At 40.1% G+C, this 9,653-nt stretch carries 11 protein-coding genes; 7 read left to right on the top strand and 4 right to left on the bottom strand.

Annotated features, from left to right (window positions below):
* Both AC52RT_RS02315 and AC52RT_RS02310 read right to left on the bottom strand, forming a co-directional pair.
* The coding region (locus AC52RT_RS02315) for a peptidylprolyl isomerase (protein ID WP_495539250.1) at positions 1-365 on the bottom strand (365 nt) is incomplete at its 3' end.
* Positions 362-508 carry a hypothetical protein gene (locus AC52RT_RS02310; protein ID WP_495539249.1) on the bottom strand — a complete coding sequence of 49 codons (147 nt, stop codon included), beginning with the start codon at positions 506-508 and terminating at the stop codon, positions 362-364. The genes AC52RT_RS02315 and AC52RT_RS02310, both read right to left, overlap by 4 nt.
* 48 nt (positions 509-556) lie before the next feature.
* On the opposite strand from AC52RT_RS02310, the gene kapB reads away from it, so the two are divergent.
* Positions 557-946 carry a kinase-associated lipoprotein KapB gene (gene kapB / locus AC52RT_RS02305; RefSeq protein WP_495539248.1) on the top strand — a complete coding sequence of 130 codons (390 nt, stop codon included), beginning with the start codon at positions 557-559 and terminating at the stop codon, positions 944-946.
* 41 nt (positions 947-987) lie between these two features.
* Here the strand turns inward: kapB and kapD are convergent, their stop codons facing one another.
* Positions 988-1,608: a 3'-5' exonuclease KapD gene (kapD, locus tag AC52RT_RS02300; protein ID WP_495539247.1), complete on the bottom strand. Its 621-nt coding sequence runs from the start codon at positions 1,606-1,608 to the stop codon at positions 988-990.
* A 362-nt stretch (positions 1,609-1,970) separates the two neighbouring features.
* Between kapD and AC52RT_RS02295 the strand changes: the two genes are divergently transcribed.
* Complete coding sequence (locus AC52RT_RS02295) at positions 1,971-3,731, top strand: transglycosylase domain-containing protein (protein ID WP_495539246.1); 1,761 nt, start codon at positions 1,971-1,973, stop codon at positions 3,729-3,731.
* Here AC52RT_RS02295 and AC52RT_RS02290 read toward each other — a convergent pair.
* Positions 3,726-4,283, bottom strand: coding sequence for a DUF5366 family protein (locus tag AC52RT_RS02290; RefSeq protein WP_495539245.1), 558 nt, complete (start codon positions 4,281-4,283; stop codon positions 3,726-3,728). The two genes, AC52RT_RS02295 and AC52RT_RS02290, sit on opposite strands and share 6 nt — an antisense overlap.
* Positions 4,284-4,466: 183 nt before the next feature.
* On the opposite strand from AC52RT_RS02290, the gene AC52RT_RS02285 reads away from it, so the two are divergent.
* From AC52RT_RS02285 to AC52RT_RS02265, 5 genes are read left to right on the top strand one after another with little or no spacing between them, the layout of a single operon-like run.
* The gene (locus tag AC52RT_RS02285) at positions 4,467-6,866 is read left to right on the top strand and encodes a Na+/H+ antiporter subunit A (RefSeq protein WP_495539244.1); all 2,400 of its coding nucleotides are present in this window, start codon (positions 4,467-4,469) and stop codon (positions 6,864-6,866) included.
* A complete protein-coding gene (locus AC52RT_RS02280; RefSeq protein ID WP_340847012.1) occupies positions 6,863-7,285 on the top strand; it encodes a Na(+)/H(+) antiporter subunit B in 423 nt (140 codons plus the stop codon). Before AC52RT_RS02285 ends, AC52RT_RS02280 begins: the two co-directional genes overlap by 4 nt.
* Positions 7,285-7,626 carry a Na(+)/H(+) antiporter subunit C gene (locus AC52RT_RS02275; protein WP_495539243.1) on the top strand — a complete coding sequence of 114 codons (342 nt, stop codon included), beginning with the start codon at positions 7,285-7,287 and terminating at the stop codon, positions 7,624-7,626. Before AC52RT_RS02280 ends, AC52RT_RS02275 begins: the two co-directional genes overlap by 1 nt.
* A complete protein-coding gene (locus AC52RT_RS02270; RefSeq protein WP_495539242.1) occupies positions 7,619-9,097 on the top strand; it encodes a Na+/H+ antiporter subunit D in 1,479 nt (492 codons plus the stop codon). Before AC52RT_RS02275 ends, AC52RT_RS02270 begins: the two co-directional genes overlap by 8 nt.
* A gap of 7 nt (positions 9,098-9,104) precedes the next feature.
* Positions 9,105-9,581 (top strand): Na+/H+ antiporter subunit E, encoded by a 477-nt coding sequence (locus tag AC52RT_RS02265; RefSeq protein WP_495539241.1) that lies wholly within the window; start codon positions 9,105-9,107, stop codon positions 9,579-9,581.
* Positions 9,582-9,653: the final 72 nt, after the last annotated feature.

Raw genomic sequence — 9,653 nt, 5'->3', positions numbered from 1 at the left:
GATCCGACTTGCACGATAAAGAATTGACTTCCATTTGTTGCAGGTCCTGAATTGGCCATTGAAAGTGCTCCGCGCAGATTAAATAGCTGCATGGAAAACTCATCTTCGAAAGTAGAACCCCAAATACTCTCGCCGCCCATTCCTGTTCCATCTGGATCGCCGCCTTGAATCATGAAGTCTTTGATTACACGGTGAAAAATAATTCCATCATAATAACCATTTTCTGCATGTGTTAAAAAGTTTTCCACTGTCTTAGGAGCTAATTCAGGGAAAAACTTAATTTTAATTGAACCGGCAGTCGTTTCCATAATTACTGCTTTTTCATTTCCGAGTACTTCTGTTGTTAATTGTGGAAAGTTTGTCATTGCGATAACCCTTCTTTCAGTTCTATTTTCGCAGGCCGTCCTATTGATGACGACCAAGCATCAATTGTACAATACATGAAAAGGAAGAAAAAAGCATCTATTGAATCCTCCTTGCAGTTCGTATCAATATTCAATCGTGCCATTTATATGTATGATGATGGAAAGACATATTCTAAAAAGGTGGGGTACCCATGACAGAAAAAACATTTGTAAACGGTGAGATCGTTACAGCGATTTATAAAACGGGGAAATATATTGGGGAAATCACGGATGAACGGGCCAACGCTTATCTTGTGCGGGTACTAGCAGTAGTCAATCATCCGACTCAAGGGGATTTACACAACCCTAAACAAACCGATGTTTCTCTATTTCACCAGCGGCGTGCATTAGCCTATCGTGAACAAACGAATGTCCCAAAAAACATGGTACGTCCTTACGACGAGACTGTGATCCCAGACTATCAAAGCTCATTAAAGGCTGCTTTAGAAAAACAAAAACAGAAATTGAGTGAAGGCGGCAGGGAATGGGATCAAAAAAGCTTAGAAATGATTGCGGAACTTGAAGCAGATTATTTTAAATAATGACCATTATAAAAGCCAAATCAGTATCGTTGATTTGGCTTTTATAATACGAGTTGATCTAGTACCTTCGATAAGTCAATTCTATCGCCGATAGTTGTAGGCTGATGGTTTTTCATATAGCTTTTATCTTTCTCCACTAATTTAAAAATATTATAAGTCGTCAATGCATCGTCTAGTGCACGATGGTGTTTACCTGTTCCTTCTTTTCCATATGCTTGTACGGCCTTCCAAAGACCTGTCTGATTCTGGTCTCCAAAAAATCTTTTATATTCCAATGAAAGATCTAATTGTTTACCTGTGAACGGAAAGTCGAGTCCTGCTTTTTGACAATTGTTACGCAATACTTTCATATCCATATTTCCCCATGTCACCACTGTTGTAGGATATTTTTCATCATAGTTTTTTAACAGTGATACCAGTTCAGCAAATGGCATACCTGAATCTGTTTGACTTTGACTGATGTGCAGGAATTTTTTACACCGATCGGTCAACGTATTAAATTTTGTTGGTGTAACAAAAGATGAAAATTCACCCGTAATGTGACCGTCTTTTACAGCCGCAAACCCTACTTCAATAATTTCCGGATAAAATCCAATTGGATTTGCTTTCCCTTCCGGCATGGTAAATTCAAAATCAATAAATAGAAATTGCTGTTTTTCCATACTCTAACCTCCTTCTTTCCTCTCTTTACACTATTAACATATTTAAGGTAATTAAGCCCTTTTTTTTATTAGTATATCAGAAACAAATTCGGAATATTTCATTTTTTTATACTAGACGCAACTTTTATTTCCTCAAGTAACATCCCATCAAAAAGAAATTAACATTTCCCCTGAATTTGCCGTTATAAACAATGACCCAAAAATGTCCTTTTATTATTGTTTATACCCAAATATATTAGACAGGAAGTTGGACTATGCGCACGTTTCTTGGTTATGTCTTTATTTTTATGTTTGTCCCACTTTTCTGCTGGATGTTTTTTCTTTCCTATTCAGAATGGTCATCAAGCCTTAGCCTAAATCAAGTGCTTGATAAAAAGATTCCTATGGAAACCATTCCACTAGCTGAAACAAGTTGGATAAAAGATAAAAACGGCAGTGTAATCGCGTCAATCTCCAAACAACAACATAGGATTTCACTCGCTGATTCTGAAATACCAACGTTTTTAAAAGACGTATTCATCATCGCTGAGGATCGTAGTTTTTATGATCATTCAGGTTTTGATGCAGCCGCGATTGGCCGTGCAATAATGGTCAATGCATCCAGTGATTCGATTGAACAAGGCGGCAGCACCATTACTCAGCAGCTAGCAAGAAATAGTTTCTTATCTTCTGAAAAAACGTATAATCGTAAGCTGGCGGAACTACTTCATGCCTACCAGTTGGAACGGAAATACAGCAAAACGGAAATTCTTGAGTCCTATATTAATGCCATTTATTTTCATAACGGCATGTATGGGATTGAAGCAGCAGCTAATTTTTATTTTAGCCAAACTGCTGACGAATTGACCAACGGACAACTTGCTTTTCTTGCAGCGATCCCGAATAACCCAAACGCTTATAATCCACTAAAGCATTACGATGCAACAAAGCGCAGACAAGAACGATTGATCAAACAGCTTAGTGATGCTGGGAAACTGACAAAAAGTGAAACGAACAAACTAATAGAAGAGAACATCACCTTGAATGTCAACCCAAAAACGAAGGAACCATACCCAGACTATACAGATTACGTAAACCATGAATTCAAAAGTCTCATCGCTCGGGGTGATGGTTTGGAAGCGAAGCTTGTCAGTAAAAATTCCTCTATAAGGAAAGCAGCACAAACGAAATTAACTAATAAAGTAGAAACCTTACTTGAATCTGGTATAACCATCGAGACTGCGTTAGACCCTGCTATCCAGAAAGTCTCAAAAGAAGCCGTGCAGCAAACGCTTAACGGAACCGATATCGAGGCATCGGCAGTGGTTATAGAACATCATACGCAAAAGCTTGTCTCTTTGATTGGGGGAAAGAATTATATCAAAAATTCTTTTAACCGTTCGTATCAAAGCTATCGTCAGCCAGGATCCGCAATGAAACCATTACTAGTTTACGCCCCTTATTTCGAGGAGACGAACGCACCAATTACTCAATTAATTAGCGGCGCATCTTATTGTAAAAACGGATACTGTCCCCGTAATGCCGGTGGAGGCAGTTATGGCTCTGTTACCTTAAAGCAAGCATTTGCCCGTTCCTATAATACGCCAGCTATTCGTTTATTTGAAAAGGCAGGCATCCGCACGTCCTTTTCGTATCTAAAACCTTTTCGTTTCCAAAAAATCACCACTGATGATTATACTTTACCCGCAGCAGTCGGGGGTTTTTCGTATGGTGTCAGTACGCTGGAACTCACCCAGGCTTTTACATCATTCGCAAATGGGACATATAAACCGGCTCACGCTATTGCAAGAGTTCGTAATAAACAAGGAAAAATTCTCTACCAGTGGGACGATAAAGCAAAAACCATTTGGAGCGATCAAACGGTTAAAAAAATGAGAAATCTGCTTCATGAAGTAACCGTAAATGGAACTGGGAGGAAAGCGTATATTGAGCGTGGTTATATTGGGGGGAAAACCGGTACGACAAATGATGTTAAGGACCTCTGGTATGTTGGACTGACGAACGACTACACCACAGGTATTTGGATAGGCAAAGATCAGCCGTCAAGCATGAATGCTCAACAGCACGCTGCTCCTCATCTAACTATCTGGAAGACTATTAACCTCTCCATTCCAAGCCTATAAAGGCATGCTTGCTATGACACTGTTATAGAGCTTGATCCCACAGTATAAAATGGTACTCAGCATGGCTGACCAACCAAATACGTGAAAAACAATGATTCCAATCAGCCCCGCTCCACTGAGTGCAGGGCTGATTTTGTATACAAAATAAATGAAAGCAACGAATGTCGTTGTAAGAAATATAGCCAAGATCCCTAAAATGGATTGAATACTTATGAGAGAAGCAGCCCCTCCAATCAAATAAATCACAGCACAAGCTCGAATACTTCTTAAACTTTCCCCGTCTGATTCTTTGGAAAAAAACAATAAGGAAATCTCGATGGCTGTATCAGCGATTAGTTTTAACGCGGCTAACATCATAAAGACAATCAAAAACAATCCAAACAAGAGAGTTAATTTAATACCTGTAACCGAAAAAAACGCCAGCATTCCTTGATAAATACCAATTTGTTTTAACAAATCCACGGTATGTAATTCACCATATACTGCAAAGGATAGACTGAATAATATAATTGAAATTAGCGGAAAATAACCTAGTAAATAGGTATTTTTCATTTTTAAACTTCCTTTCTAAAAAAAAAAATTTGCCTAAATATGACCTGTTTCTACCTATTTATAAATTTTTTTATAATTCGATTGCGGACGCTCGTCAGTCATGCAGCAGGCTATTATTTACGCTATACTTTAAATACGTTCCCTATGTAATGCACAATCGTACTAGAAATGAGGAGAGGTATTATGTCGTTGCTTCACTGGGCCATATCAGCGCCGTTTTTGGCAGCGCTGCTGGTCCCTTTTCTTTATAAGCTTATCCGCCGAATTCATACGGGCTGGTTTGTCCTTTTTCTTCCAATCATTCTGTTTACATACTTTTTCACACTCATTGATACTACACGAAAAGGTTCAACCATTATCGAAAGTGTTCCATGGATTCCTTCTCTACATATCAATGTATCCCTATATGTGGATGGATTAAGTTTATTATTCGCATTATTAATAACGGGTATTGGTTCTCTAGTTATTCTCTACTCGATTTTTTACTTATCAAATAAAAAAGAATCTCTACATAACTTTTATGTATATTTACTTTTGTTTATGGGTGCCATGCTAGGTGTTGTCCTATCTGATAACTTAATCGTTCTCTACACATTCTGGGAACTAACCAGCTTGTCATCCTTCCTGCTGATCGGCTATTGGCATCATCGCGAGCGCTCTCGCTATGGTGCACAAAAGTCATTGTTGATTACGGTTTTCGGTGGACTGGCCATGCTCGGCGGTTTTGTCCTCCTATCCTATATCGGCAGCACCTTCAGTATTCGTGAGCTGATTGGTGATAGCGGGCAACTGTTTAATCAGCCTTTATTCATCCCTGCTATGCTGCTGATTTTGCTCGGCGCGTTCTCGAAATCCGCGCAATTTCCTTTTCATATCTGGCTCCCTGATGCAATGGAGGCTCCGACACCGGTCAGTGCTTACTTGCATTCAGCCACAATGGTGAAAGCAGGTATATACTTGGTTGCTCGTCTATCCCCTGTCTTTGCCTATTCTGGAACCTGGCTCTGGTTGGTTTCTATCTTTGGAATCATCACTCTTTTATGGGGTTCATTCTTTGCGGTAAAACAAACCGACTTAAAGGGAATATTAGCCTATTCAACTATCAGTCAGCTTGGCCTAATCATGTCATTATTAGGAGTTGGTGCAGCTGCCCTTCATTATGAACAACTAGATGACAATCTCTATCTTGCCGCTACTGTTGCAGCCGTTTTTCATTTAATTAACCACGCCACCTTTAAAGGCAGCCTATTTATGGTCGCTGGGATCGTCGATCATGAAACAGGTACACGTGATATCCGTAAGCTGGGCGGTTTAATGCAGGTAATGCCGATTACCTTTACGGTTGCAGTTATAGGTACTTTTTCTATGGCTGGAATACCGCCCTTTAATGGCTTTTTAAGCAAGGAAATGTTCCTAGCAAGCATGTTCCATGTCTTTGAATTAGATATATTTAACTTCACTACTTGGGGAGCTCTTTTCCCTGTAATAGCTTGGATTGCAAGTGTCTTCACCTTTATTTACAGTATGATTATTTTATTTAAAACCTTTACAGGCAAGCTTCAGTCGGAAAAGCTCCCTAAACAGCCGCATGAGGCACCAATTGGGATGCTCATTTCTCCAATAATCTTGGCATCGCTGGTTATTGTATTTGGCTTATTTCCGAATCTGTTGTCAGCATCTATTATTGAACCAGCAACAGCTGCCATTCAGCCAACGCTGACAAATGACCTTCATGTCCATATTGGATTTTGGCATGGATTTAAACCAGAGTTCTGGATGACCGTTGGAATCATCGTAATTGGGACTATTCTTTTTATAACCTTAAAAAGATGGTGGAGAATTTACTCCATCATTCCCGAGCATATTTCACTTAACAATCTCTATGACCACACCTTAAACATGATTGAAGTAATCTCATTTAAACTCACAAAGTTCTTTATGACTGGGTACATCCGCAACTACTTAATATATATTTTCATATTTTTTATTGCGGCCCTTTTAAGCACCCTTTTTCAAAAAAATGCTTTCACACTCAATTTAGATCATGCTGCACCAATCGGAGTATATGAGGTTATTTTAGCGGTCATCATAGCCAGTGTGTCTATTGTCATTTTATTTGCTAAATCACGGCTGACCTCCATTATCCTGCTTGGTGCCGTCGGCTATACCGTTTCACTCTTTTTTGTTTTATTCAGAGCACCTGATCTTGCCTTAACTCAGCTGATTATTGAAACCATTTCAGTCGCATTATTTCTGTTATGTTTTTACCGGCTTCCGAAGCTTGGCAATCGAAAAGAGGAACGAATGGCCTTTAGATGGAATAACGCGTTAATCTCTATTGGAGTTGGTGTCACCGTGACCCTCATTGCGATATCAGCGTTTAGCAGCAATAAACCGTTTTCTCCTATTTCCAGTTACTATGTAGAAAATGCCTATAAAGAGGCAGGAGGAAAAAACATTGTCAATGTCATTTTAGTTGACTTCCGCGGGCTGGATACCATGTTCGAAATTACAGTCCTTGGAATTGCAGCATTCGGCATCTTCGGAATGATCAAACTTAGGACAGGGAGGAAATCAGAATGAAAACAAATGACCTAATCCTCCAAACCGTTACAAAGGTTGCAGCTTTTGTCATAATTCTGTTTTCCCTTTCTATCTTTTTAGGCGGCCACTACTCGCCAGGCGGCGGCTTTGTCGGAGGACTAATGACTTCCTCTGCTATCATCTTGCTGTTGCTCGCCTACGACCTAAAAACCGTTGCGGGAATACTACCTGTTGACTATAAACTATTTATCGCAAGCGGGCTGCTCCTTTCTGCACTAACTGCATCAGGAGCGCTGCTGTTCGGTGTACCACTGATGACCCATGTATATACGTATGTTAACCTCCCGTTACTCGGACATATTTCACTGCATACAGCCGTACTGTTTGACCTCGGTGTCTACCTTGTAGTTGTTGGCGTAACGATGACGATTATCCAAACGATTGGAGAGAGTGAATAATGGAAATTTTAATGGCCATTGTCATTGGCATCCTTTTTACGTGTGCAACGTATCTCATACTCTCTAAAAGTATTCTTCGGATCATAATTGGGACAGGGTTGCTGAGTCATGGCGCACATTTATTAATTCTAACGATGGGTGGACTTAAACGCGGCGCAGTCCCCATCCTAACCGATAAGATTCAAGACTATGTAGATCCACTTCCCCAAGCACTTATATTAACAGCAATCGTTATCAGCTTCGGGGTTACGGCTTTTTTCTTGGTACTGGCATATAGAACCTATCAAGAGATTGGTACCGATGATATGGATCAATTGAGAGGGACGAAGCATAATGAATAACCTTGCTATATTGCCTGTGCTGCTGCCGCTGCTCACAGGAATTATCTTACTATTCTTTACTAAATCAATTATTATTCAACGAATTCTTTCACTGCTTTCTTCCATAGTTGGCATTGGAATCGCAGGTTTCTTAGTCTACAACGTCTCTGCCCACGGAATCATAGCCTTAGCGGTTGGGAGCTGGGAAGCACCTTTTGGCATTGTCATCGTCGCCGATATGCTTGCAAGCTTGCTCGTATTGACCACGACCATTATCGTGTGTTCAGTATTGATCTATTCGTTTTATTCTATTGGCGAAGCACGAGAGAAATTCTATTACTACTCAATGGTTCAGTTTTTACTAGTCGGAATAAACGGAGCATTTTTAACAGGGGATTTGTTTAACCTATTCGTCTTTTTTGAAGTCATGTTGATGGCTTCCTACGTATTACTTGCTCTCGGGGGAACAAAAGTTCAACTCCGCGAGACCATTAAGTACTTATTGGTGAACGTCATTGCCTCTGCGCTCTTTGTCATTACCGTTGCCTATCTGTATTCCGTCACAGGTACTCTGAACATGGCCGACTTAAGCAAAAAAATCGCAGAAATTGGACAGCCGGGAATTATTACCGTAATTGCTGTTTCCTTTCTCATTGTGTTTGGTATGAAAGGAGCAATTTTCCCACTCTTTTATTGGCTGCCTGGCTCATATGCCGCGCCGCCGATTCCAGTAATCGCCTTGTTCGGTGCACTCCTAACAAAGGTTGGAATTTACTCTATTTTTCGTACCTACACACTCTTGTTTTATCATGATCAAGGCTATACACATACATTACTTGGCATGCTTGGCATCTTAACCATCATTATTGGGATTATAGGTGCGGTCGGCTATTGGGATTTAAAGAAAATTATTATTTATAACATCATCATAGCCATCGGCGTGATTACGTTTGGAATCTCACTAATGAATGAACAAGCTCTAATAGGAACAGCTTTTTATATCATTCACGATATGATTATCAAGGCTGCATTGTTTTTACTAATTGGTATTATGATTAAACTAACAGGGACGAATAATTTACGCGAGATCAGCGGTCTGATCCGCACATACCCTGTACTCGGCTGGACCTATTTTATTGCAGCCATCTCGCTAGCTGGGATTCCGCCTTTCAGCGGCTTTGCCGGAAAATTATTAATTCTCCAAGGAGCCGCTGCTGAGTCTGCGTATCTCGGAATGGCCGTTGTTCTTCTGTCCAGTCTGTTCGTGCTCTATTCGGTCATGAAGATCTTTATCAATGGCTTTTGGGGTGAAGCAAAAGAATACCCGAAAAAGGATATTCCTTATAAAAAGCTGCTGTTTCCAGCCGTTTTACTTGTTGCACTTTCCATCAGCTATGGCCTAGGTACAGAATTTGTGTATCCATTTATCTCACAGGCAGCCGAAACCCTGCTTCACCCGGATATCTATCTTGATGCGGTATTAAAGGAGTAATGTGCAGATGTCTTTTCAAATCTTATTAAATCTATTACTCGCATTCACCTGGATGTTTTTAAAAAATGAGTACAGCGGAAACACCTTTATCATTGGGTACATACTTGGACTGCTCATTTTAATTGTCTTCCGTCATTTTTTCAACGAACGATTCTATCTGCTGCGTGTTTATGCAGTCATAAAGCTCGTTCTCCTGTTCTTTAGAGAACTCCTTCTTTCTAATATTGCCGTCCTCAAGGTTATTCTCAAACCACGGCTTACCATTACACCTGGTATTTTTGCTCTAGAAACGAAGCTGACCAAAGACTGGGAAATTACAATACTAGCCAATTTAATTACACTTACGCCAGGTACGCTGGTCGTCAACGTTTCTGCTGATAATAAAACCCTCTACATCCATGCCATGGATCTAGCAGATAAACAAGAAGCAATCGACAGCATTAAAAATACGTTTGAAAAAGCGATAATGGAGGTGAGCAGATAAATGTTTTCGATAATCATTCAGATAGCCCTCATCTGCATCTCGTTATCTATGCTAGGACTGGTATATCGGCTT

This window comes from Peribacillus sp., assembly GCF_059453735.1.
This window is presented reverse-complemented; position numbering and strand designations above follow the sequence as displayed.